The organism is Neobacillus niacini (assembly GCF_031456445.1).
Classification (GTDB): domain Bacteria; phylum Bacillota; class Bacilli; order Bacillales; family Cytobacillaceae; genus Neobacillus; species Neobacillus niacini_I.
Map to the genome: position 1 here is coordinate 91,331 of NZ_JAVDUQ010000001.1, position 22,348 is coordinate 113,678.

The window sequence follows — 22,348 nt, forward strand, 5'->3', positions numbered from 1 at the left end:
ATTTTCACATTTTCAATAGTAAATTCTCTATCATCTCACCTATGCTTAATCCAAGATTGAACAAAAGGAAGAGGCAAGCATAGGTGGATCCGTTTTCACTTTATCTACTACACCTATATTAAACTATAGGTTGCGGATTCCTTTTATCTAAGACCCTCTTAGCTTTTCCGTCTGAACGAGGAAGGCTTCCTGGTTTATTGATAATGGTATCCATTGATACTAAACAGCTGGATTTCATTTGATGCTGAATATTCTTTTTCAATTTTTGGATCGTAGCATGCCCTAAATCTTCTCCAACTTCCTGATAAAGCTGCTTATCAAGTTCTACATGTAATTCCACACTGTCTAAGCTTCCTTTTTTAATCAAGTGAATTTGGTAATTTGGAACAAGCCCCTCGATTTGTAAAAGAACACGCTCAACCTCGGAAGGGAAAACATTAACACCGCGAATGATTAGCATATCATCTGTTCGACCCTTTAGGCGGGACATACGCGTATGTGTTCTGCCACACTTACATTTTTCACGTGTAATCGAAGCAATATCCCCTGTCCGGTACCGAATAATTGGCAGCGCTTCCTTAGTTAAGCTAGTAAATACAAGTTCTCCATCTTGACCATCTTCTACTGGCTGTAGTGTTTCAGGATCAAGAACCTCAATTAAAAAGTGATCTTCAGCAATATGCAATCCGTTTTGAGCTTCAATACACTCAATCGCAACCCCAGGACCCATTACTTCACTTAAACCATAAATATCAATGGCTTTAATGTTCAGCTTTTTCTCAAGTGTAGCACGCATCTCTTCTGTCCAAGGCTCGGCTCCAAAAATACCATATTCAAGACTTGTTTCACGTGGGTCCAATCCCATATGTTCCATATGTTCGACAATATTTAAAATATAAGATGGAGTTCCACAAATGCCTCTTGGTTTAAAATCTTCAATAACGGTTATTTGTCTTTCAGTGTTTCCGCCGGAAATAGGAACTACTGCCACTCCCAACTCTTCAGCTCCAGAATGAAGACCAAGTCCTCCTGTGAATAGACCATATCCATAGGCATTATGGAAAATATCTGATTTTTTTCCTCCTGCAGTAACAATGGCACGTGCAACAATTGTTGCCCAATTTTTAATATCATTTTTTGTATAACCGACAACTGTTGGTTTACCGCTTGTTCCCGAAGATCCATGAATTCGGTTTACTTCTTCCATCGGAACTGCAAACAATCCAAATGGATATTGATCCCGTAAATCTTTTTTCTTAGTAAAAGGAAGCAATCTTACATCTTCCAACGATTGAATATCATCTGGGATAATTCCTAATTCATCAAATTTCCCCCTATAAAATGGTACATTTTCATAAACCCTTTTCACGCTTTGTTTAAGCCGCAAAAATTGCAGTGCTTCCAACTCTTTGCGGCTCATTGTCTCAATTTCCGGATTGTGCATTAATGGATCCCCCTTGCTTACTTATTCGCGAAAGATTAAATAACAAAATTTATACGAAAGTAAAAAATAATGTAATATAGTTATAGATTAATACCATATTAACACAGTGTCAATATTAATAATTGAAAATTTCAATTATAGAAAATAGTTTTTTTTCATCCTGTAATCATTAATAAACGGCGGTTTCCATTGAAATAATCACAAATTTCATTCAGTTTTCCACTTTTTCTGCTTATTTCTAAAATTGAAATAATTCTTTTAAAATGTTATATTTCAAATATAGACTACATCGTTTTAAAAACGTTTTATTATAGACTCTCGGAATAAATAAGCAATTCATAGAGAGGCTTGTAAAAATTTTACTGAGAATTCTGTCCGAAATATCTGACGTAATTATCGGTTTCATTGTATTTTTAAAAATGTGCATACCAAATAAACCTACATTTATCATTTTTAAAGGCTCTTTTCGTAAACTTTGTTGCTTTTGGAGCTTAATAAGGTTCATTTACTAAGTTTGTAGGCAATTTTCGCAAATATTCATACGAAAAGATGCCACGAAGCATATAGTTATACGGGTTGATGAACTTATACGAAAAACAACAATCTATGCGAAAATAGCCTTTTTAAAAAAAATCGACTAGGTGAAGGCTGTTTTCGTAAACTTTGTTGCTTTTAGAGAAGTGGTTGATTTCCGCTCCAGGATGCTCGCGGAAAGCGAAGTGCCTGGAGCGGAAATCAACAGGCAAATTTAACAGAGCCTTTTTGTAAAAAGAAAAACCCCCCCTATACAAAGTAGGAGGAATTAAATTCAAGTGGTTTAAGAAAACCCTTGAACCATCTGACTCGGCGAATGCCGAGAGTCTATTATTAATTAAGGAGGATTCTATGACTACTCATCTCGAAGAACAAGCGATTCACGAAAAACATTATGAACAGATTGTAGACCTAATGAAAAATGAACCTTATGGCCGATTCCTTGGCATGAAACTGACAAAACTTGGGCTCGGAACAGCAGCCGCTGAATTAACCCCAGACGAAAACATGCTAAATGCCCACGGAACCGTCCATGGGGGAATTATTTTTTCGCTTGCAGATTATGTATTTGCCGCAGCTAGCAATTCATATGGAAAAACAGCTGTAGGTGTAACAACCAATGTTAATTTCATGTCTGCTGGCAGGTTAGGTGAAACACTCACAGCAACTGCGGAGGAAATAAAGAAAAACCATAAACTTGGCTGGTATGCTATTCGTGTATATAGCGGCAAGGAGCTAATTGCTACAATGGAAGCAATGGTATATCGTAAAAGTCAGGCTTTTGTTGGGAACGAAGATTAGGGCTTTATTTTGATTTGTTTTTGCTAGCTTATGAAGGACATTTCTTCGGGGGTCCTCGCTGCTTTTGGTCTTGATCAATCTTATGAAGGACATTTTTTCAGGGGTCCTTGCTAGTTTTGACCTTCAGAAAAATTTCCTCAACCAACATTCAACAAAAGAACCGGGAATTTCCCGGTTCCTTTGCATTTCTTTAATATTCTCCATCATGTGATGTAAATGGAACGTGGAATTTGTTTTCCAATGCTCGAAGCCGCTCGTTCACCCGTTGAAGTCGGCGTTGAAGCTGATCAATTTCACGATCTTGCCGTTCATTTTGCCTTTCAAGCTGATTGAGTCTGCGTTGTAACTGCTGCCATTGGGGAAGTTGCAACAGCTGAGAAATTTGGGGCATTTGTCTATTAGGGTCATATAAATTTTGTTGTTCATAAAGATTATAGTCATACTGAACCTGCGGAATTGAATAATTTCCATACGGGTACATGGGGCATTACTCCTTTATAGATTAATACCCTATTGATATGTTGATATTTTTGAGACGAGACGGCGAATACCTAGAAAAATCGTGGTAATTTTCGTTCCAATCAAGATAAATACAATATCCACAATGACATTTAACAAAGCCTTTACTTAAAATAAATAACAGGGACTAAAAAGTCCCTGTTATTTTTACGTAAATACCTATCTTTTTGATGAAATTCATCCCACATTCTCTTCTCTAATTTTAGAATCATGATCAGCTGTTTTTTTAAATTTAAAAAGTGAAATTACAACTAAAACCGCTAGAACCGCAAGACAAGTGATGATACTAACGCGATTTTGTTCATTCAAAACAAATATCACGGTTATTACGCTTAACGCCGCCACTGTGACCGCTGTGATGTAGGGGAAACCCCATAATTTAAAGCTGGGAGCTTTAGGATAGGTTTTCCTAAGTTTTAACTGTGCCAAACAAATCCCAATCCAAACCAATGATACGACAAAACCAGGTACTGCCATTAATAACAAAAATACTTTATCTTGTGCAAAATAGGCAATCATAGAGCCGCCGATTAAAACGACTGCACTAAGCATTAAACTATACAACGGAACACCCTTATTGGTTACAAACGAAAAAGCCTTAGGTGCTTCCCCTTCCACCGCTAAAGAATGCAACATTCGTGTACATCCATAAATCCCTGAATTTGCTGCAGATAAGACAGCTGTAATTAAAATAAAGTTCATAAGGTGAGCAGAACCCTGAAGGCCAGCCATGGATAATACTTGAACAAAGGGACTGGAATGGTCACTAATTTCATTCCAAGGAATTAAACCGCAAATCACCAAAATAGGCAGGGTGTAAAATAATACAATTCGCCAAATAAAACTTTTTATAACTTTAGGTAAAATACGTTCTGCATCTTTTACTTCTGTTACCGTTACCCCGATTAGTTCTGAACCTCCATACGAAAACATGACAATTAATAGTGCTGAAAAAATGGACAACCATCCTTTCGGGAAAAACCCTCCATGTTCCGTAAAATTTTGCAGGTAGTTTGATTGATTGCTTGGGATGATACCAAATATAATACAGGCACCTAAAATGATAAAGACGATAATCATAGTAATTTTAATTCCTGCAAACCAAAATTCAAATTCGCCATAATTTTTCACATTCATCATGTTAATGCCAATCACTAATACAGTACACCCCAAACTCAATTCCCAAAGCGGAATCGAAGGAAGCCAATATTGCAAAAAGCTGCCCGCCACCACAATTTCAATGACACATACCGCTAGCCACATAAAACAATACATCCAGCCAATTACAAAAGAAGCACGCTTACCGAAGGCTTTCTGAACAAAGCCTTTTATATTTGTATTTGGATAGGCGATAGCCATTTCTGCTATAGCACCCATCACAACAAGCAGCAATAGCCCTGCGAACACATATGTGAAGATTACTCCCGGTCCCGCTAAAGATACTGTTTCTGCACTACCTTTAAAAATCCCGGTACCGATTGCTCCCCCCATTGCCATTAAACTTATATGGCGTGGCAATAATTTTTTTTGCAATGATGCAGATTTCAAACATATTCCTCCTTCACTCTATCAAACGCTTCAATCCATTCATTCTATCATACCATGTTATGGGCGTTTCGTAGATTTAGATTTGCAGGTTTTTAGGCTAATTCAATTGGCCATAGCTTTGGATTTTCGATTAATTGCTTAAAACGGTTTGTAAAGGCCACGGCCGTAGCACCATCAGCCACGCGGTGGTCAAACGCCATTGACATCGTCATGATTGAGCGAATCGCAATTTCATCATTCTCCACGACAACCGGCATTTTTTTCGTCTTATGAAAGGCAATTAACCCCGTTTCAGGATAATTAATAATCGGTGTTGCCCCGATACTTCCTAATGGACCAACATTACTGATGGTAAATGTTCCGCCTTTCATATCCGCTGGTGTCAGTTGATTTTCCTGTGCTTTTTTTGTTAATTCTTTTAGTTTGTCATGAATTTGGCGAACCGTTAATTGATCGGCATGATGAATGACAGGGACAATTAAACCATCCTCTGTATCCGTTGCGATTCCAATGTTATATTCTTTTTCTAAGCGAATCACTTCGTTTTCTTCATCTAGCTTTGCATTGAATACAGGGAATTGTTTTAATGCTACCGCAATGGCTTTAATAAAGAAAGCAACAGCCGAAACATGGATCCCCATTTCTTTTAAATCATTTCGATAAGTAAGCAGTTCCGTTAAATCTGCTTCCTCAAAATGTGTCACATGTGGAATGGTATATAGAGATTGGGTCATTTTCTTTGCAATCTGCTTCCTGCGGCCTCTAAATGGAATCTCTTCCCCTTTTGATTCCTTTTCATTTCGGACTTCACGACCAAGATTCTCTTTGATTGGCTCTGTTATTTGTCCAATCGTTTCTGTAGAAATCGCTTTCATTTTCTCGGAAGTCTGAATCAAATCACGTTTTTTAACAAAATTGTATATATCTCCCACAGTAATACGTCCATTCGTTCCAGTACCTGAAATTTCGTTAATATCTACTTGAAACTCGCGCGCAATTTTCCTTGTATATGGTGCGGCTATGATAAAGTTTTTTTCTGTTTTTTCCTTAGATGGTCTTGTAGGCTGTTGTTGTGTTGTGGATACAGGTGTTTTTTTCGGTGCTGTTTCTTCCCATTTCATTTCCATCACTGGTTCTGCAGCTTTTGCCTCCTCTGCTTCCAGCACAAGAAGCGTAGTGCCGACGGATACGGTATTTCCGTGATTGACTACAATTTCCTTCACTTTCCCTGATGCTGGGGATGGAAGCTCCGCCACCATTTTATCTGTTTGTACCTCTACCAGCGGTTGATCGACTTTTACCTGATCCCCGACCTTAACAAAATAATGAATAATCTCTCCCTCCGTCATTCCTTCCCCAATATCATGAAGCTTTACTTCAACCAAAGCTTTCCCCTCCTAAAAATTCATAACTTTTTCGATTGCTTTTACTACCCGCTTAGGTGTTGGTAAATAATGTTCCTCAAGCGCAAAAAGCGGAACTGGCACATCAAAACCTGTAACACGTTCAACCGGAGATTTCATATAGAGAAACGATGTATCGTTAATGATGGAGACAATATCATTGCCCACACCGCCTGTTTGATGGGCTTCATGAACAATCACGGCACGTCCTGTTTTTTGAACAGAATCCGCAATAATGTCTTTATCAATAGGATAAAGGGTTCGCAAATCAATCACATCACAGCTTATCCCTTGTTTTTCTGCCTGTTCCACTGCTTTCATTGTTACCGGCACCATTGCTCCCCAGGCGATAACCGTTACGTCATTCCCCTCTTTAAGCTTTTTCCCTTTACCGATTTCAACGATGTATTTTCCTTCAGGAACCTCTTCACGTTGAGCACGGTAGATTCTCATCGACTCTAAAAATAAGACAGGATCCGGGTCTTCGATGGCAGCAATCAGCAGACCCTTTGCATCATATGCCGAAGAAGGACAAACAACCTTTATTCCAGGCATATGCGCAAACAATGCTTCCATACTGTCTGAATGTACCTCAGGAGCACGGATACCTGCACCATATGGAGCCCGAATCACCAATGGAACCGAATAACGCCCCATTGTTCGCATCCGAATGCGTGATACATGTGTCATAATCTGCTCAAACGCGGGATAGATAAATCCAAGGAACTGCATTTCGGCTACCGGCTTGAATCCATTCACTGCCATCCCAATTGAAGCACCGATAATCCCTGCTTCACTTAGAGGGGTATCCATCACACGTGATTCCCCAAATTGTTCCTGCAAACCCTCTGTTGCCCGGAACACCCCACCGTTTTTGCCAATATCTTCCCCAAGCAAAAGAACCCGTTCATCTTCTTCTAACATCACCCGTAATCCATCTGTTACAGCTTGGACAAGTGTTAGCTGGTTCGTTTTTACGGCAGTTTGTTCTAACGGTCTCACCAAAGTCATAACCATCACGCTTCCCTCCCGATTAATTGAAGATACTGTTCCTTTTGTTTCGCAATCGTCCAAGTCGGCTCCTTAAACACATAATCGAATAAATCATTGATATTCGGCTTAGGAAAACTCTCCATATCTTTTACTGCCTGTTCAACTTCATTTGCGGTTTCTTCTTTGATTTTCAATACCCATTCCTCATTCCAGAAGCCATTTAACTGCATATAGCGTTCCACCCGAAGAAGAGGATCTCTCTGTTCCCGGATGGCATCGCTTTCTCCCTGGTCTCTGTATTTCCTTGGATCATCCGCAGTGGTATGGGCACCGTACCTCCATGTGAGCGCTTCAATTAAAGTTGGTCCTTCTCCGTTGCGAGCACGATCTAAGCCCTTTTTTGTCTGGAAATAGACGGCAAATATATCGTTGCCATCAACACGGACTCCCGGCATATCATAAGCAAGTGCCTTTTGGGCAATCGTTTTGGAATTCATTTGTTTTTCAATCGGAACTGAAATGGCAAATCCGTTATTTTGATTAAAGAAGATGACCGGTGCTTGAAACACACTGGCAAAGTTCAACCCTTCATGGAAATCACCCTCTGAAGTGGCTCCATCACCAAAATAAGCAATGGCTGCATTCTTTGTTCCTTTTCTTTTTTCTGCCATGGCCGCTCCTGCTGCATGTGGGATTTGTGTGGCAATCGGTACGGCAGGGGGGAAAATCTTTTTCCCTTCTTCCGGTACACACCCTTCCACTCGGCCGTTCCAATATAAAAATGTACGATCCATGCTGGCACCGAAAGTTAAGGTAGCTCCGTGATCACGGTAGGTAGGAAATACCCAGTCTTCTTTGCCAAGCGCAAGTGCACTTCCAACTTGAGAAGCTTCCTGCCCTTCAAACGGTGCATAGGTTCCAAGTCTTCCTTGACGCTGTAAACTGATGGCTTTTCGATCAAAGGTCCGAATCCGAACCATATGATAGTAAAATTGTTTGACAAGGTCTTCTGTTAATTGGTCTTTATACTGTTCATTTATTAATTTCCCGTTTTCATTCACAATTTGAAAAATTGGAAAATCCTTCGACATTGACATATGATCACCTCTTTTAGAGAAATTATTATTTACAAATATCCCATTTAGGGCGCTTTGTATGTGAGAAAAAGCTATTTTGCTTTTGGCGGTCTTCCATTCGTTTTTCACAAAACCGGTTTGCAGCTTGAATCGTTGTGATATTATCCAGATCTGCCTGCTTGTATACTTCTAATAAGGATGTGTAAATCGAGCTTGTTTTCGATAGCACACGCTCTTGGTTGTAGCCGTAAAGCTCATCTGCTACTTGAATTAACCCGCCGGAATTTACTATGTAGTCAGGCGCATATAAAATTCCTTTTCGTTTTAGTGCTTCTCCGTGATTTTCCAAAAGAAGCTGATTGTTCGCCGATCCTACAACTGCCTTAACCTTTAACTGATCAATCGTTTGATCATGAATAATTCCCCCGAAAGCACATGGAACAAAAACATCCGCGTCTTGAGAATATACTTCGTCTCCGCTTACCAGGCGGGCAATGCCTCCTAATTGTTTTGCACGTCCTTGAATAGCCTTGACTGCTTCTTCATTGATATCGCTTACATATAAATCCGCGCCGGCTTCTAACAATTGCTCAGCAACTTTGAACCCTACCTTCCCCAGACCTTGGATAATATAGGTTTTATTTGAGAGATGATCTGAACCAAAAACAACTTTGTTGGTTGCTTTTACGCCGTAAATAACGCCAAGAGCAGTTGGAACAGAAGAATCTCCGCCTCCTCCGTATGCTTCTGGAATTCCTACAATACAATTAGTCTCTTTTGCTGCGTGGATAAAATCCTCCATCGAGGTTCCCATATCTGTCCCTGTATAAAAACGACCGTTTAATGAATCAACAAACTGACCAAACGATCTAAATAAAGCAGGTGTTTTATCCGTTGCCGGGTCTCCAATAATAACCGCTTTTCCTCCTCCAAAATCCACATCTGCCGCAGCACATTTGTAGGACATCCCTTTAGATAAACGAAGTACATCCTCCAATGCCTCATCCATCGTTCGATAAGGGCGCATCCGGCAACCACCTAATGCAGGACCGAGTGTAGTATTGTGGATTGCGATAATTGCTTTTAACCCTGATGCCGGATCATTACAGAAAACGATTTGCTGATGTTCATGCATTTTATCCATCACGGTTTCAGTTGTTTGTACAGATGTTTCTATCATGTTCATTGTTTTACCTCCATTATCACTGTGATTATAGTAGAAAATGTTTCTAAAAAAAGAGAAAAGACAGAAGTCTTTCTCAGGTGTTGAAAAATTTTCAGTTTAGCTCCATTTTTGATACCGTTTACATATTTTGAATAGACATTACCATGGACGAACTCTTTTCAGTTGAAATTTCACTAGTTTAAATATTACAAAGATTATGTTTCTACTTAATATTAAGGTATAATGTTATTGGAAAACATAACAAATCGTATAAGATTCAAATCGTTAGTTTTCTATTTGCATAAATTTTTTAATTATTTTCTACATTTTGAAAGGAGAACATTCAATGGATCCATTAGACATTCGTCTTCTTGAACTTCTTCAAATGGATGGACGTATCACCTTAAGTGAATTATCGAAGAAATTATCTCTTAGCCGTCCAAGTATTACTGAGCGTTTAAAACGGCTGCAAGAGCGGGAAATCATTGAGGGATTTAGTGCGCGGGTTTCTCCCAAAGCTGTCGGTAGAGACGTAATCGTTTTCATACAAGTCAGCGAAATGAAGATCCTTTCCTATACAGATTTCGAAAATTCACTTAGGAACGACCCGGATATCATCGAGTGTCATCGTTTAACCGGATCTGTCAGCTATTTACTTAAGGCTGCAGTGTCAGGGATGGACCATCTAAGTAATCTTATTGATCGGCTAACACCTTACGGAAATGTCAATACTTCCATCGTTTTATCATCACCGGTCTCATTCCGTTATATTACTCCAAATGCCACCTGAGCAAAAATAATGAAAACAATCAATCCAAGAGTTTAATGTATTTTACTAGATATGCATAGATTTCTACAATTCTTTTAAAAATGGGGAGGATTGCAATCCATTGATTCTCCCCCTTAAACATTCAATTCTGCCTATTCCTTTTATTTTTGAAAACCCTTTCAAAATCTCTTGAATTGTCAGAAAAAAACAAATATAATATTATTACTAATACATATAGGTTGTTTTTTCATATAAAAAAGAGTGGTCCTCAAAGGGAACACTCCATGTCGTTTTTCTTTAACTCTGTTTTTTAGTTAGAACGTTCGGCAAGCCAGCCGCCGATGGTAGGATAAGTTATTTTATTCGCTTGACTGCCAAAGGTAATCGACGTATGTCCAACCGGCAGATTCTGATATTGTTTATCTTTACTGGATATTGCACCCATCAAAGGCTCTACCATATGCGGTTGGGCAATAAGATCGCTCTTCCCGGACAGGTTAAGAACATTCGCTTTAATATTCTTTAGGTCGACTTTGCGCCCGCGGATAACAAGCTCCCCTTTAATCAGCCTGTTCTTCTGATAAAAGTCTCTAATCCACTGACGATAGGCCTCACCTGGGAACGGAATACCGTCGTTCAGCCATTTTTGCAGGAGCTTAAAGCTTTTTACAAACCTGTCATTATCTGAACGATCAACAAGACTAATAAATGGCCCATATACATTTGCCATTGGCTTAATCATTTTGTTGCCAAAGTCAATCATTTCAGGCGGGATAATTCCAAGAGTATCTACTACTTTATCAATATCAAAGTATCGCTCATCAAGCATGGCACCATAAAGACCAGAATCTGCAAAATCAAATGGGCTGGTCATAAATACAAGGTTACGGATTGGCAATTCAGGATGCAAGGCTGCAAAAACAGATGTCATTGTACCGCCCATGCAATAACCAAGGATGGAAACTTCGTCAGCCTTCGATGTTCTCAAGACTTTCTTAACTGCGCGCGGGATGTAATCCATAATGAAATCATCCATTTTCATATTCCGGTCTTCATAACCAAAGGTTCCCCAATCAATCATGTAGACATCAAAACCTTGATTGACTAAATATTCAACTAAACTGCCGCCCTTGGTTAAATCCAAAATATACGGCTTATTGATGAGTGCATATACCATAAGAAGTGGAACTTTATGTTTTTTTGGATGATCGGAAATAAAACGATAAAGCTTTGTTTTATTCTTTGTCCAAATCACTTCCTTTGGTGTTGGCCCTACTTCCGGTTCAGCCTCTGTTGTTAACACTTCAGTAGCCCTTTTAACACGGTTCATTACCTGCTTGTATTCATCGGGAACCATTTTGGCATACTCTTCCCATTCTTTTGTAACTAAAATGCTAATGACTGCTCACTCCCTACCTCATTTATTCAGTCTTTAAAAATATATCTCCAGGACAAATCTTTCATGACAATTACATGTAAAGTCCGCCGTTAATATTTAATTGTTGTCCCGTAATATAGGCACCGTCTTTACATAGGAATACAACACCACGGCCAATTTCTTCTGGAGTTCCTAAACGTTTTTGTGGAATCTTCGATACAATTCCATCAAGAACTTTCTCAGGGATTGCTTGAACCATTTCAGTACCGATAAATCCTGGGCAAATTGCATTTACCGTTACATTGGATTTCGCTAATTCAAGAGCAAGTGATTTTGTGTAGCCAATTAAACCTGCTTTAGCTGCAGCATAGTTGGTTTGACCAAATCCGCCAGCCTGACCAATAATGGATGAGATGTTAATTACACGGCCGCCATCTGATTCAAGCAAGTGCTGAAGGGCAGGTGATGTTGTATTGAATACACTATTTAAGTTCACGTCGATAACTTTTCTCCAGTCTTCTTCACTTAGCTTTTTAAACGTGCTGTCACGTGTAATCCCTGCATTATTCACAAGAATATCTAACTTTCCAAACTTCTCTACCGCTGCTTGGACTAGGCGAGCTGCTTCATCACTTTTAGAAACATCAGCTTGAACAGCAAATGCTTCTACGCCAAATTCTTGGATTTCTGCAACCATCTTTTCAGCTAATTCCGGACGGCTTACATAGTTAAGAACGATATTTACGCCTTGTTTAGCTAATTCCAATGAAATTGCTGCACCAATTCCTCTGCTTCCGCCTGTTACGATTGCTACTTTGTTTTTTAATTCAGTCATTTTCTTTTCCTCCTGATGTAAAGTTAGTTTAGTATTTTCTTAACATTTCTAGGTATTTATGTACTACCGGATTATTTTGAAGAAGTTTCCGGTAATTTAAGAGCTGCAAGAACTTGATTAAGCTTCGAATCAAGATTTTTCATATCTTTTTTAATTCCAGCCAATTCGCGTTGATAACTTGCAGGGTCAACTGTTTTATCTGTCGCTTCTTCCAATAATTCTTCTAAATTATCAACTTTTGCATCCACATTCACAATCAATGAAGATAGATTGGCAAGATCAGTACGAGAAGGAACATTTACAAATTCCAAATATTTTTCTGTACTCTCATCAATCATTTTTTTAAACATTAGATTCATTTCCAAAACTTGCGCGATTCCCTTTGATGGAAAATCTTCTTTCACCTTATCGTCAAAAAAGCTGCTGGACTTTGAATAAAAATCCTTCCACATCTCATAAATATTTGTTTCTGAACTCATGTTTTCTCCTCCTCTTTCGTTATGGACATATTAATCATACTAGTAAGTCGGCAAGAATTGAAGATAAAATATTAGAAATTATCGAAAAATATTACTGCATTTTTTGACAAAATTCTACATGAATCGTTATTCATTTTAATATTTTAAGAAAGTTTTTAACTAAGTGTAAATTACACCTATAGAAATCTTTGACAAAATGGATCTATAGGTGTAAATTACACATATAGATTATATTTTTGGAGTGATATGATTTGACCATCCATCAAAATGAATCTGCTAAAGATACAACTGCTTCGAATCAAGATCGCACGATGAATACAATGCCTAAAAACTTAATGGTGCCTTTTCTACTATTAAGTTTGCAAAATATGAATTTACATGGGTACAAGTTAATTCAAGAGCTTGCACAATTCGGATTTGCCACCATTGACCAAGGCAATGTGTATCGAACATTAAGGCAGCTTGAAAAAGATCAATTAGTTTATTCCGAATGGGATACAACAACGGAAGGACCGGCAAAACGGATTTATTCGATTACAAAAGCCGGCGAAGATTATTTAAAAACATGCTTTACAACACTTGAGCAGTATCAATCCATGATCAATCGCTTTTTTAGCATTTACATGGATATGCTTCTGCCCCCATCACTCAAACAACAAGAAGATACAGAAGATTAATGATTTTTTCACTAACAATTTAAGTTGGTAACACTGCAGTATAACTGCAATGAATATAAAAATGGAGGTTTTTCACATGGCACAAAATGTAAAAAAACAAGAAACAGTTCGTTTTGGAGAGTCACTTTTTAACACATGGGTAAATAGTTTGGACAGAGTCTCTAATGCACAAAAGGAATTGGAAGAATTATTTCTGCAATCACTTGAAAAACAAAAATCGACTCTGGAAAAAATGACAGACGATGTAACTCTTATTCAAGAAGAACAAAAGAAATTATTTAATGAACTACGAGAAAATGCAAAGCTGAACTTACAAAAGAACTTCGGTCCTTCCGCAGGTCAAGTTTACGAACAGTGGAATGCTCAATTGGATGAGGCTTCAAACCGCGCCTTGCAATTAATCGAGACTCCGTATAAAGAAAGTTTAAAATTGCTTAATCAGTCTCAAGAACGTTTCCAAGAAACTGTTAAAAATGGGATTTCTCAACAGCAGAAGGTCCGCGATGAAATTACAGAACAAATTAAGGCATCTCAAAAAGTTCTTTTTGATATTTTTGAAACAAATTCAAAAGCTGCTTTTGCCCTTTTCAAGTAGAAATAGTAGAACAGAGGAATTTCCTCTGTTCTTTTTTACTGATTAGGAGAATAGTATGAATATTGAAATTGTGTTGGCTCGCCACGGTCTCTATTCCTATATTTTTTAATAACCCTTATCTGACAAGAGTTTTTTGAAAAACAACCGTTTGTCAGCAAATGAATTTTAACTAGAGGTGGGGAAATTTTGAAATTTACTGGGAAAGTTGTTTTAATTACTGGAGGCGCACAGGGGATTGGGAAAGAAACAGCAAGGCAATTTCTACAAGAAGGAGCATATGTTGTCATCTGTGATTACAATGAATCTACAGGCAAAGATGCTCTTGAAGAACTTCAGTCTGAGAATGTTACCTTTTTTAAAGTAGATGTAACAGACAGTTCTCAGATTCAGGATATGGTTCAATCCACAGTGGCAAAGCACGGGCGAATTGATGTGTTAGTTAATAATGCCGGGATTACGATGGATGGATTTCTTACAAAAATGAAAGAAACCGATTGGGAAAAAGTGATAAATGTGAACTTATCCGGGGTTTTTAAGTGCACAAAGGCCGTTGCCTCGATTATGCTCAACCAGGGATCCGGGGTCATCTTGAATGCCTCATCTGTAGTGGGTTTATACGGGAATATCGGTCAAACAAACTATGCAGCCACAAAAGCCGGAGTGATTGGCCTAACAAAGAGCTGGGCAAAAGAATTTGGTCCTAAGGGAATTAGGGTGAATGCAGTTGCCCCGGGATTTATTGAAACGGGCATGACGGCAGCAGTACCGGAAAAAGTTCTAAACTTCATGAAAGAAAAAACTCCTCTTAGGAAAATCGGAAAACCGGAAGATATTGCTTCTGCCTATTTGTTTTTAGCTTCTGATCAAGCAGGTTACATTAATGGAACCATTTTAAGTGTGGATGGCGGGCTAGTGATCTAAATAAATGCTAGCGAATCCGTTATCCCTTCCCATAGAGGTAAAAAAAGACCGGAGGAACATTTTCATGTTTCTCCGGTCTTTTGATTAGGCTGTTTTAAACTTGTCTGTAGATTTGTGCCCCAGGTGCTTCGCTTTCCGCCCCAATCAACTTATTTAGTAAATCAACCATTGAACCTTAATACAGCCTTTTATTAAAAAATTCCAACAATTTTCGACATTTTTTCTCAAAATTCATCAAGACTCTGCAATGCTCATTTTTACACAAAAATCTCATTCAATTTCAATAAAGAGTTACCTCTCCCCCCTCCTTAAGGAAAATGAATGAATCTTCATTTTTAAGAAATCGCTAAATTTGTCGAATAATTATTCAAAAAATTATGGGATTTTTACTGTATGATTTGTAAGGGGGACTTGAGAATACATAAATTAATTTTTTTTAGGGAGGAAAATAAAATGGCAATCAATGAAGTTGTAATTGTAAGTGCAGTAAGAACAGCAATTGGAAGTTTTCTTGGAGGTTTAAAAAATGTCCCAGCCACTCAACTAGGTGCGACTGTGATCAAAGAGGCTATCCAAAAAGCTGGAATTACTCCAAATGATGTGGATGAAGTCGTGATGGGGAATGTTTTACAAGCAGGAGCTGGCCAAAACCCGGCTAGACAAGCTTCCCTTGCAGCAGGCGTTCCACAAGAAAAACCAGCAATGACCATTAATAAGGTCTGCGGATCTGGTTTAAAAGCTGTTCATCTGGCAGCACAAGCAATCCTTGCAGGCGATGCTGAGGTTGTCGTTGCAGGCGGAATGGAAAATATGAGTCAAGCTCCATATTTATTAAAAGGCAGCCGCGAAGGATTTAAAATGGGCGACCAGAAAGTTGTCGACAGTATGATCCAAGACGGATTATGGTGTGCAGCAAACGACTACCATATGGGAATCACCGCTGAAAACCTTGCTGAAAAGTATGAAATCTCTCGTCAAGAACAAGATGAATTTTCCGCAGCGAGCCAACAAAAAGCACAAGCTGCGATCGAATCCAACCGTTTTGCCGATGAGATTGTCCCTGTAGAAATTCCTGGCCGTAAGGGTCAAGTAACAGTTTTCAGCCAAGATGAGTTCCCTCGATTCGGTACAACAGCAGAAAGCTTAGGAAAACTTCGCTCTGCCTTCAAAAAAGATGGCACGGTTACTGCAGGAAATGCATCAGGAATTAATGATGGTGCTGCAGCATTCGTCGTGATGAGCCGTAAAAAGGCTGAGGAATTAGGACTTAAGCCATTAGTATCGATAAAAGCCAATGCAACTGCTGGTGTGGACCCAAGTATTATGGGGATTGGTCCTGTACCAGCTGTCAAAAAAGCACTTGAAAAAGCATCGATTTCATTAGAAGATATCGATTTAATTGAAGCAAACGAAGCATTTGCTGCACAGTCTATCGCTGTAGACCGTGAGCTTCAATTTAATAAAGAAAAATTAAATGTAAATGGCGGTGCAATTGCCCTTGGACACCCAATTGGTGCAAGCGGCGCAAGAATCCTTGTTACTTTAATTCACGAAATGAAGAAAAGAGATAACCGTTATGGTTTAGCAACACTTTGTGTTGGCGGCGGACAAGGCGTAGCAACCATCGTCGAAAATGCATAATTTTTAAAATGAAATCAAAACGAGACTGCCGACAAGGAGTCTCGTTTTTTTATTTCAGGATGTGTTAACGGTCAGTTTGATTTACTAACAATATTGATTGAAGCGGAAATCAACAGGCAAGTTTAACAGAAAATAATTATTTGAAAAATTCAAAAATCTGACACTAACTTCCCTTCTATTTTTATTGAAATGGGATTATAAATAAATTAAAGGGTGAAGTCATTCTTTGCCCTAACCTATTAAGAAAGGAGGTCCTTAACCATGTCAATGGCTGATTATGATGATATTTACCAGATTTGTTGCAACTTTGATCCTACCGATCAAGTGAAAAGTTTGAGAAAATTGGAAGTTAATCAGTTAGCGACTGATGCAGTTACCGATTCACAATTAGCAAGTTTGGAGAATTGGTGGGAGATTGTCGAGAAAGACATTCTTGAAGAAGAAACAAAAATCCTCGTATAAAAATCCTTTTGAAACGGCAGGTAAACGAATGAATAATCTGCTCTCTTAATCCCTTGTTTATCCATTACGGGAATAAACAAGGGATTTCATTATTAATGGTTACATAGGGTCAGTTCCCCTCCGCTAAATATCTCTATAAACTGCCGGGAACTGACTCTTCAACTTATTTAATCAATAATTCCTGACTTACAGCAAAAGTAGCTTCTGTGTTTTTGACAACGTCTTCTACTGTTATGCCCGGCTGTGTTTCAACAAGAACCATTCCTTCCGGTGTAAAATCAAAAACAGCCAAATCCGTAATTAATCGGTGGACCACTTGTTTTCCTGTTAATGGAAGGGTACAGGCTTTTTTAATTTTAGATTCCCCGTTTTTATTAACATGTTCCATTACAACAACAACCCGTTTGGCCCCATTTATTAAGTCCATGGCGCCGCCCATTCCTTTGATCATCTTCCCTGGAATCATCCAGTTGGCTAAATCCCCTTGTTCTGAAACTTCCATACCTCCCAGGATAGCGAGGTCAATGTGTCCGCCACGTATCATTGCAAAGGATTCAGCACTATCAAAAAAGGATGCACCTTTAACGGTCGTAACGGTCTCTTTTCCTGCATTAATCAGGTCCGGATCTTCACTGCCTTCAAACGGATAGGGTCCAATCCCTAATAATCCATTCTCTGATTGAAGCAAAACATTATAATCGTGGGGTATTTCATTGGCAATCAAGGTTGGAATTCCAATTCCCAGATTAACATTCATTCCGTCCTGAATCTCTTGTACAGCTCTTTTTACAATCAGCGAGCGCGCATTACTCATCGTTTTTCTCTCCTTTCTTCTATTAACCTATGCATAAACAACTGTCCGCTTTTCAATTCTCTTTTCATAGTTTTTACCAAGTAGGAGCCTTTGGACATAGATTCCTGGAGTATGAATGTGATCTGGATTTAACACTCCGGACTCTACGATTTCCTCTACTTCTGCTATCGTTACTTTTCCAGCCATTGCAGCAAGCGGATTAAAGTTGCGTGCTGTTTTTTGATAGATCAGATTCCCGAGCGGATCCGCTTTCCATGCTTTTACAAGCGCAAAATCCCCTACGATTCCCTCTTCTAAAATATAAGTTTTACCATTAAAAACCTTGTGTTCCTTCCCTTCCGCAATGGTTGTTCCTACTCCTGTCGCTGTGTAAAAAGCAGGAATTCCTGCGCCGCCTGCACGGATTCGTTCAGCTAATGTTCCTTGGGGAACGAGTTCTACCTCCAGTTCCCCGCTTAAAAACTGCTGTTCAAATATCTTGTTTTCACCCACATAGGAAGAGATCATTTTCTTAATTTGCTTGTTTGCCAGTAAGAGACCTAGTCCCCAATCATCTACCCCGCAATTATTGCTGACGATGGTTAAATCCTTTGTTCCTTTATCCCGTAAAGCCATGATTGCTTTTTCAGGAATGCCGCACAATCCAAAACCACCAACAATAATGGTGGCTCCATCGGGAATATCTTGGACCGCTTGTGTAAATGAGTCTATAATTTTACCCTTATTCAAAGAAATAACCTCCTTTTAAAATAGATTTCTATTAAAATTTATACCGGATAGACTGCATGTTTCCGTTCAGAAAAATGAGTATACTTTGAAGAATACGCTTCAAAACGATTGACCAGTTCCGCCCGTAAGGAATTACCTGGGATAATTCCGTCAATGATCATTTCAGAAGCAAGTCGATAAATATCAATGTCTTCCTTGTATTCTTCACGTTTTTGCTGAATAAACTCCGCTTTCTCGTGATCTGGTAATTGTTCAATTTTATTAGAATAGACAGCATTAACTGCAGCTTCTGGTCCCATTACGGCGATTTGAGCTGTTGGTAAAGCAAGGCAGCAATCTGGTTCAAATGCAGGACCTGCCATTGCATAAAGACCAGCCCCATATGCTTTTCGGACAATAACGGAAATCTTGGGTACAGTTGCTTCCGCCATCGCCGAAATCATTTTTGCCCCATGACGGATAATTCCTGCCCTTTCCACCTTTGTTCCAATCATAAAACCAGGGACATCCACGAGGAAAAGAATAGGAATATGGTAAGCATCACATAGATTAATAAACTTCGCTGCTTTATCGGCCGTATCATGGAACAAAACTCCGCCCTTCACACGCGGCTGATTAGCAATAATACCGATGGGTTTTCCATTCAATCGGGAAAGGCCGGTGATTAATTCGGCAGCAAAAAGCTTCTTAATTTCTAAAAAAGATCCTTCATCAATGAGGCGGTCGATTAGATCATACATATTAAAAGGCGTATTTTGATTTGTTGGAATCAGGTCTTCGATTGTTTTTTCAAATGACTTCGGCGTCAATGCTTCTTTGCTCGGCGGCTTTTCTGAGAAATTAGCAGGAAAATAAGAGAGGTATTTTCGGGCCGTTTCAATCGCATCCTCTTCGGTTTTCGCCAAAACATCGCCGCAGCCTGAAATCGAACAGTGCATCCTCGCACCGCCCATTTCCTCAAGCGTTACTTTTTCACCGATTACCATTTCCGCCATCCGCGGAGAACCAAGGTACATGGAAGCATTTTTGTCGACCATGATCACGATGTCACAAAATGCCGGGATATACGCTCCGCCCGCTGCCGAAGGTCCAAATAGCACACATACCTGTGGAATTTTCCCAGATAATTTCACCTGATTATAGAAAATCCGTCCTGCTCCGCGGCGTCCTGGAAACATTTCTACCTGATCGGTAATCCGTGCTCCTGCGGAATCAACGAGATAAATTAACGGAACTCTTAGTTTTTCAGCTGTTTCTTGAATACGTATGATTTTTTCAACCGTCCGCGCTCCCCAGGAACCGGCTTTGATGGTAGAATCATTCGCCATTACACAAACGACCTGTCCATTTATTTTACCGATCACTGTTACGACACCATCCGCGGGAAGATCTTCCGACATACAATTGGCAAATGCCCCATCTTCCAGAACAAAATCTTGGTCAAACAAGAGCTTTAAGCGGTCACGGACAAAGAGTTTTCCCTGCTCGCTATTTTTTTCATGGTATTTTGGAGCACCGCCTTTGTAAATCTTTTCAAGGCGGTCTTGCAATGTTTGTTTTTCCAAATGAACTTCTGTAGTCATGAAGTGATCCTCCTTCTCATCTCTAGCCTGAAAGTTATTCCCCTTTATAGACAGGTTTCCGCTTTTCTTTAAAAGCCTGAAGGCCTTCCAAACGGTCCTTTGTTGGGATTGTGACCTCATAGGCATTTTGTTCGATTGCCAGCCCTGTCGTTAAATCCACATCATACCCTTTATCAATGGCAAATTTAGCTTGGCGAACAGCGATTGGGCCATTCTTGACAATTTGCCCAGCAATTTCTAGTGCCTTATCTAACAGGGATTCCGGCCGCTCTACAAACTCTACCAAGCCAATATCCATTGCCTCTTTCGCGTTGATGCGTCTTGCCGTAAAAACCAGTTCTTTTGCCCGTCCTTTTCCCACGAGCCTTGAGAGGCGCTGCGTACCGCCTGCCCCCGGGATGATTCCGAGTGAGGTTTCAGTCAAACCGAATTTTGCTGTTTCTGAGGCAACACGAATATCACAGGCCAAAGCCAGTTCAGTTCCCCCGCCGTATGCCGCCCCATTTACAGCAGCAATCACTGGCTGAGGTAAATTTTCGAGGCTGTTTATGCACTCCCGAATCAAGGAAACGGTTTTCTTCACCATCTGAGCATCCATTCCGGCCCGTTCCTTCAAATCAGCACCTGCACAAAATGCTTTTTCTCCTGCACCTGTTACGATCAAACAACGTACAGATGGGTCAAATTTACAGTTATTGATAATATTTTTTAGCTTCTCCAGAAGCAGGGTTGAAAGTGCATTTGCCGCATTGGGGCGATTTAATGTAATGACAACAATTCCATCCTCACGTGTTGAAACTAGCACCGCTTGATCCATATATCCTTCACCCCTTTAATTAGACTTACAAGCTTGAAGATTACGGCTAGGTAAACTTCTTCCTATTTTTTCTTGAATAAAGTGTCCTGCTCCCAGCAGTTTTTCTAAGTTGACTCCTGTATCAATTCCCATTTGATTCAGCATGTACAACACATCCTCGGTTGCCACATTCCCTGAAGCACCTGGCGCATAAGGACATCCGCCTAGTCCGCCAGTAGAAGCGTCAAAGGAGGTAATCCCCATGTCTAATGCCGCTAAAATATTCGCAATGGCTGTCCCGTGTGTATCATGAAAGTGCAGTGCCAATTTTTCAATCGGGAAGCGTTTTAAAAGCGCATTTAATACCTCTTGAACTTGACGAGGGTTGGCCACGCCAATGGTATCTCCCAGTGATAATTCCTGAATGCCCATCTCAAATAAATGTTCTGACACCCGAATCACCTGATCGATTGACACCTGACCTTCATACGGGCAGCCAAATACAGTTGAAACATAGCCGCGGACCGATTTTCCCGCTGCCAGAGCTTCCTTTACGACCTCACCGAGAATAGGGAAGGTTTCGGCAATGGTTTTGTTAATATTTTTTTGATTATGTGTTTCACTGGATGACATAAATACTGCAATTTCATCCACATTTCCTTCTAAGGCAGCCTCCAGCCCCCGTCGGTTTGGCACGAGAGCTGTATAAGTTATGCCTGGAAGGCGCTCAATTCCTTTTGCCACTTCCAAGGAATCGGCTAGGGCTGGAATCCACTTTGGATTGACAAACGACGTAATTTCAATGTATTGGAGACCCGTTTGGGACAATTGATTAATCCAATTGATTTTATCCTCCGTGGATAGAAATGTCTGCTCGTTTTGGAGCCCATCTCTTGGTCCAACTTCCTTAATAGTTACATTCGTTGGCCAATTCATTTTCTCATCTCCCTTGAAGGTTTATTCAACTTCGATTAATAGATCTTCCTCATTGACAAAGTCACCTTCATTAACTTTTACGTCCTTCACCGTGCCGCTGAATTCAGCGGTAATCGGAATCTCCATCTTCATCGATTCCAATATAACGACATCCTGTCCTTCCTCTACCTTATCACCCGGTTGAACTAATACCTTCCATACATTTCCTGCCATCACTGCAACAATTTTATTCATCTCTAAACCCTCCTGT

General features: G+C 39.7%; 23 protein-coding genes. 7 read left to right on the forward strand and 16 right to left on the reverse strand.

The features are described 5' to 3' along the window. Window positions 1-118: 118 nt before the first annotated feature. On the reverse strand, window positions 119-1,444 hold the full coding sequence (gene paaK, locus J2Y67_RS00475) for a phenylacetate--CoA ligase PaaK (protein WP_310169530.1): 1,326 nt from the start codon (window positions 1,442-1,444) through the stop codon (window positions 119-121). A gap of 885 nt (window positions 1,445-2,329) precedes the next feature. Between paaK and J2Y67_RS00480 the strand changes: the two genes are divergently transcribed. Then, the gene (locus tag J2Y67_RS00480) at window positions 2,330-2,779 is read left to right on the forward strand and encodes a PaaI family thioesterase (protein ID WP_310169531.1); all 450 of its coding nucleotides are present in this window, start codon (window positions 2,330-2,332) and stop codon (window positions 2,777-2,779) included. Window positions 2,780-2,969: 190 nt separating this feature from the next. On the opposite strand, the gene J2Y67_RS00485 is transcribed toward J2Y67_RS00480, so the two are convergent. From J2Y67_RS00485 to J2Y67_RS00510, 6 genes are all read right to left on the reverse strand, one after another. Further along, the gene (locus J2Y67_RS00485; RefSeq protein WP_310169532.1) at window positions 2,970-3,260 is read right to left on the reverse strand and encodes a hypothetical protein; all 291 of its coding nucleotides are present in this window, start codon (window positions 3,258-3,260) and stop codon (window positions 2,970-2,972) included. Window positions 3,261-3,475: 215 nt separating this feature from the next. Next, window positions 3,476-4,795, reverse strand: coding sequence for an amino acid permease (locus J2Y67_RS00490; protein ID WP_396954024.1), 1,320 nt, complete (start codon window positions 4,793-4,795; stop codon window positions 3,476-3,478). Window positions 4,796-4,938: 143 nt separating this feature from the next. Further along, window positions 4,939-6,231, reverse strand: a complete 1,293-nt coding sequence (locus J2Y67_RS00495; protein ID WP_310169535.1) for a dihydrolipoamide acetyltransferase family protein — start codon at window positions 6,229-6,231, stop codon at window positions 4,939-4,941. Window positions 6,232-6,243: 12 nt separating this feature from the next. Continuing rightward, the gene (locus tag J2Y67_RS00500; RefSeq protein WP_310170223.1) at window positions 6,244-7,260 is read right to left on the reverse strand and encodes an alpha-ketoacid dehydrogenase subunit beta; all 1,017 of its coding nucleotides are present in this window, start codon (window positions 7,258-7,260) and stop codon (window positions 6,244-6,246) included. Window positions 7,261-7,265: 5 nt separating this feature from the next. Beyond that, window positions 7,266-8,333: a pyruvate dehydrogenase (acetyl-transferring) E1 component subunit alpha gene (gene pdhA / locus J2Y67_RS00505; protein WP_310170226.1), complete on the reverse strand. Its 1,068-nt coding sequence runs from the start codon at window positions 8,331-8,333 to the stop codon at window positions 7,266-7,268. A gap of 31 nt (window positions 8,334-8,364) precedes the next feature. Next, window positions 8,365-9,504: a Leu/Phe/Val dehydrogenase gene (locus J2Y67_RS00510; protein ID WP_310169537.1), complete on the reverse strand. Its 1,140-nt coding sequence runs from the start codon at window positions 9,502-9,504 to the stop codon at window positions 8,365-8,367. Window positions 9,505-9,829: 325 nt separating this feature from the next. On the opposite strand from J2Y67_RS00510, the gene J2Y67_RS00515 reads away from it, so the two are divergent. Then, window positions 9,830-10,273 carry an Lrp/AsnC family transcriptional regulator gene (locus J2Y67_RS00515; protein ID WP_310169539.1) on the forward strand — a complete coding sequence of 148 codons (444 nt, stop codon included), beginning with the start codon at window positions 9,830-9,832 and terminating at the stop codon, window positions 10,271-10,273. Between the two features lie 289 nt (window positions 10,274-10,562). Here the strand turns inward: J2Y67_RS00515 and phaC are convergent, their stop codons facing one another. From phaC to J2Y67_RS00530, 3 genes are all read right to left on the reverse strand, one after another. Then, entirely contained in the window at window positions 10,563-11,651 is a 1,089-nt protein-coding gene (phaC, locus tag J2Y67_RS00520) for a class III poly(R)-hydroxyalkanoic acid synthase subunit PhaC (RefSeq protein WP_310170229.1), read from the reverse strand. 70 nt (window positions 11,652-11,721) lie between these two features. Continuing rightward, window positions 11,722-12,465, reverse strand: a complete 744-nt coding sequence (gene phbB, locus J2Y67_RS00525; RefSeq protein ID WP_310169541.1) for an acetoacetyl-CoA reductase — start codon at window positions 12,463-12,465, stop codon at window positions 11,722-11,724. Between the two features lie 71 nt (window positions 12,466-12,536). Then, a complete protein-coding gene (locus J2Y67_RS00530; protein WP_310169542.1) occupies window positions 12,537-12,944 on the reverse strand; it encodes a hypothetical protein in 408 nt (135 codons plus the stop codon). A gap of 257 nt (window positions 12,945-13,201) precedes the next feature. Between J2Y67_RS00530 and phaQ the strand changes: the two genes are divergently transcribed. The 5 genes from phaQ to J2Y67_RS00555 all read left to right on the forward strand — a co-directional run bounded on the left by phaQ (window position 13,202) and on the right by J2Y67_RS00555 (window position 17,240). Continuing rightward, complete coding sequence (phaQ, locus tag J2Y67_RS00535) at window positions 13,202-13,621, forward strand: poly-beta-hydroxybutyrate-responsive repressor (RefSeq protein WP_396954025.1); 420 nt, start codon at window positions 13,202-13,204, stop codon at window positions 13,619-13,621. Window positions 13,622-13,697: 76 nt separating this feature from the next. Further along, complete coding sequence (locus J2Y67_RS00540) at window positions 13,698-14,216, forward strand: hypothetical protein (protein WP_310169544.1); 519 nt, start codon at window positions 13,698-13,700, stop codon at window positions 14,214-14,216. A gap of 186 nt (window positions 14,217-14,402) precedes the next feature. After that, entirely contained in the window at window positions 14,403-15,137 is a 735-nt protein-coding gene (fabG, locus tag J2Y67_RS00545) for a 3-oxoacyl-ACP reductase FabG (protein WP_310169546.1), read from the forward strand. 453 nt (window positions 15,138-15,590) lie between these two features. Further along, window positions 15,591-16,778 carry an acetyl-CoA C-acetyltransferase gene (locus J2Y67_RS00550; protein ID WP_310169548.1) on the forward strand — a complete coding sequence of 396 codons (1,188 nt, stop codon included), beginning with the start codon at window positions 15,591-15,593 and terminating at the stop codon, window positions 16,776-16,778. A 261-nt stretch (window positions 16,779-17,039) separates the two neighbouring features. Next, window positions 17,040-17,240: a hypothetical protein gene (locus tag J2Y67_RS00555; RefSeq protein WP_310169549.1), complete on the forward strand. Its 201-nt coding sequence runs from the start codon at window positions 17,040-17,042 to the stop codon at window positions 17,238-17,240. A gap of 163 nt (window positions 17,241-17,403) precedes the next feature. On the opposite strand, the gene J2Y67_RS00560 is transcribed toward J2Y67_RS00555, so the two are convergent. Genes J2Y67_RS00560 through J2Y67_RS00585 form a run of 6 tightly spaced genes read right to left on the reverse strand, consistent with a single transcriptional unit; the run spans window position 17,404 to window position 22,332 of the window. Continuing rightward, on the reverse strand, window positions 17,404-18,054 hold the full coding sequence (locus J2Y67_RS00560; RefSeq protein WP_310169550.1) for a 3-oxoacid CoA-transferase subunit B: 651 nt from the start codon (window positions 18,052-18,054) through the stop codon (window positions 17,404-17,406). 27 nt (window positions 18,055-18,081) lie between these two features. Continuing rightward, the gene (locus tag J2Y67_RS00565; RefSeq protein ID WP_396954026.1) at window positions 18,082-18,768 is read right to left on the reverse strand and encodes a CoA transferase subunit A; all 687 of its coding nucleotides are present in this window, start codon (window positions 18,766-18,768) and stop codon (window positions 18,082-18,084) included. Window positions 18,769-18,821: 53 nt separating this feature from the next. Then, window positions 18,822-20,366: an acyl-CoA carboxylase subunit beta gene (locus tag J2Y67_RS00570; RefSeq protein WP_310169552.1), complete on the reverse strand. Its 1,545-nt coding sequence runs from the start codon at window positions 20,364-20,366 to the stop codon at window positions 18,822-18,824. A 34-nt stretch (window positions 20,367-20,400) separates the two neighbouring features. Next, a complete protein-coding gene (locus tag J2Y67_RS00575) occupies window positions 20,401-21,183 on the reverse strand; it encodes an enoyl-CoA hydratase (protein ID WP_310169553.1) in 783 nt (260 codons plus the stop codon). Window positions 21,184-21,198: 15 nt separating this feature from the next. Continuing rightward, window positions 21,199-22,098 carry a hydroxymethylglutaryl-CoA lyase gene (locus tag J2Y67_RS00580; protein ID WP_310169554.1) on the reverse strand — a complete coding sequence of 300 codons (900 nt, stop codon included), beginning with the start codon at window positions 22,096-22,098 and terminating at the stop codon, window positions 21,199-21,201. Window positions 22,099-22,119: 21 nt separating this feature from the next. Continuing rightward, window positions 22,120-22,332: an acetyl-CoA carboxylase biotin carboxyl carrier protein subunit gene (locus J2Y67_RS00585; protein ID WP_310169555.1), complete on the reverse strand. Its 213-nt coding sequence runs from the start codon at window positions 22,330-22,332 to the stop codon at window positions 22,120-22,122. Window positions 22,333-22,348: the final 16 nt, after the last annotated feature.

Excerpts from the sequence above, each read along its gene's own strand:
- paaK (WP_310169530.1), bottom strand. The coding sequence starts at position 1,444 with ATGCACAATCCGGAAATTGAGACAATGAGCCGCAAAGAGTTGGAAGCA.
- J2Y67_RS00480 (WP_310169531.1), top strand. The coding sequence starts at position 2,330 with ATGACTACTCATCTCGAAGAACAAGCGATTCACGAAAAACATTATGAA.
- J2Y67_RS00485 (WP_310169532.1), bottom strand. The coding sequence starts at position 3,260 with ATGTACCCGTATGGAAATTATTCAATTCCGCAGGTTCAGTATGACTAT.
- J2Y67_RS00490 (WP_396954024.1), bottom strand. The coding sequence starts at position 4,795 with ATGGCAATGGGGGGAGCAATCGGTACCGGGATTTTTAAAGGTAGTGCA.
- J2Y67_RS00500 (WP_310170223.1), bottom strand. The coding sequence starts at position 7,260 with ATGACTTTGGTGAGACCGTTAGAACAAACTGCCGTAAAAACGAACCAG.
- pdhA (WP_310170226.1), bottom strand. The coding sequence starts at position 8,333 with ATGTCGAAGGATTTTCCAATTTTTCAAATTGTGAATGAAAACGGGAAA.
- J2Y67_RS00510 (WP_310169537.1), bottom strand. The coding sequence starts at position 9,504 with ATGAACATGATAGAAACATCTGTACAAACAACTGAAACCGTGATGGAT.
- J2Y67_RS00515 (WP_310169539.1), top strand. The coding sequence starts at position 9,830 with ATGGATCCATTAGACATTCGTCTTCTTGAACTTCTTCAAATGGATGGA.
- phbB (WP_310169541.1), bottom strand. The coding sequence starts at position 12,465 with ATGACTGAATTAAAAAACAAAGTAGCAATCGTAACAGGCGGAAGCAGA.
- J2Y67_RS00530 (WP_310169542.1), bottom strand. The coding sequence starts at position 12,944 with ATGAGTTCAGAAACAAATATTTATGAGATGTGGAAGGATTTTTATTCA.
- J2Y67_RS00540 (WP_310169544.1), top strand. The coding sequence starts at position 13,698 with ATGGCACAAAATGTAAAAAAACAAGAAACAGTTCGTTTTGGAGAGTCA.
- J2Y67_RS00550 (WP_310169548.1), top strand. The coding sequence starts at position 15,591 with ATGGCAATCAATGAAGTTGTAATTGTAAGTGCAGTAAGAACAGCAATT.
- J2Y67_RS00555 (WP_310169549.1), top strand. The coding sequence starts at position 17,040 with ATGTCAATGGCTGATTATGATGATATTTACCAGATTTGTTGCAACTTT.
- J2Y67_RS00560 (WP_310169550.1), bottom strand. The coding sequence starts at position 18,054 with ATGAGTAATGCGCGCTCGCTGATTGTAAAAAGAGCTGTACAAGAGATT.
- J2Y67_RS00570 (WP_310169552.1), bottom strand. The coding sequence starts at position 20,366 with ATGACTACAGAAGTTCATTTGGAAAAACAAACATTGCAAGACCGCCTT.
- J2Y67_RS00575 (WP_310169553.1), bottom strand. The coding sequence starts at position 21,183 with ATGGATCAAGCGGTGCTAGTTTCAACACGTGAGGATGGAATTGTTGTC.
- J2Y67_RS00580 (WP_310169554.1), bottom strand. The coding sequence starts at position 22,098 with ATGAATTGGCCAACGAATGTAACTATTAAGGAAGTTGGACCAAGAGAT.
- J2Y67_RS00585 (WP_310169555.1), bottom strand. The coding sequence starts at position 22,332 with ATGAATAAAATTGTTGCAGTGATGGCAGGAAATGTATGGAAGGTATTA.